The 587-nt window shown below is 68.0% G+C and carries 1 protein-coding gene; it reads left to right on the forward strand.

Annotated features, from left to right (window positions below; translation table 11 throughout):
- A partial coding sequence (locus ACV229_RS40665) for an AMP-binding protein (RefSeq protein ID WP_448088668.1) occupies positions 1 to 587 on the forward strand: 587 nt, incomplete at both ends.

Here is a 587-nt window from a genome sequence, read left to right on the forward strand (position 1 = left end):
TTCTGGTGCACGGCCGACATCGGCTGGGTCACGGGCCACACGTACATCACCTACGGTCCGCTCGCGTGCGGCGGCACGCAGGTCGTGTTCGAGGGCGTGCCGACCTATCCGGACGCCGGCCGCTTCTGGAAGATGATCGGCGATCACAAGGTCAGCGTGTTCTATACCGCGCCGACCGCGATCCGCTCGCTGATCAAGGCGGCCGAGGCCGACGACAAGGTCCACCCGAAGAGCTACGACCTGTCGAGCCTGCGCATCATCGGCACCGTCGGCGAGCCGATCAACCCCGAAGCGTGGATGTGGTACCACAAGCACGTCGGCCAGGCGCGCTGCCCGATCGTCGACACGTGGTGGCAGACCGAGACGGGCGGTCACATGATCACGCCGCTGCCGGGCGCGACGCCGACCGTGCCCGGTTCGTGCACGCTGCCGCTGCCGGGCATCATCGCGGCGGTGGTCGACGAGACGGGCCAGGACGTGCCGAACGGCCAAGGCGGGATCCTGGTCGTCAAGCGTCCGTGGCCGGCGATGATCCGCACGATCTGGGGCGACCCCGAGCGCTTCAAGAAGAGCTACTACCCGGAAGA

This window comes from Burkholderia sp. MR1-5-21 (assembly GCF_053427715.1).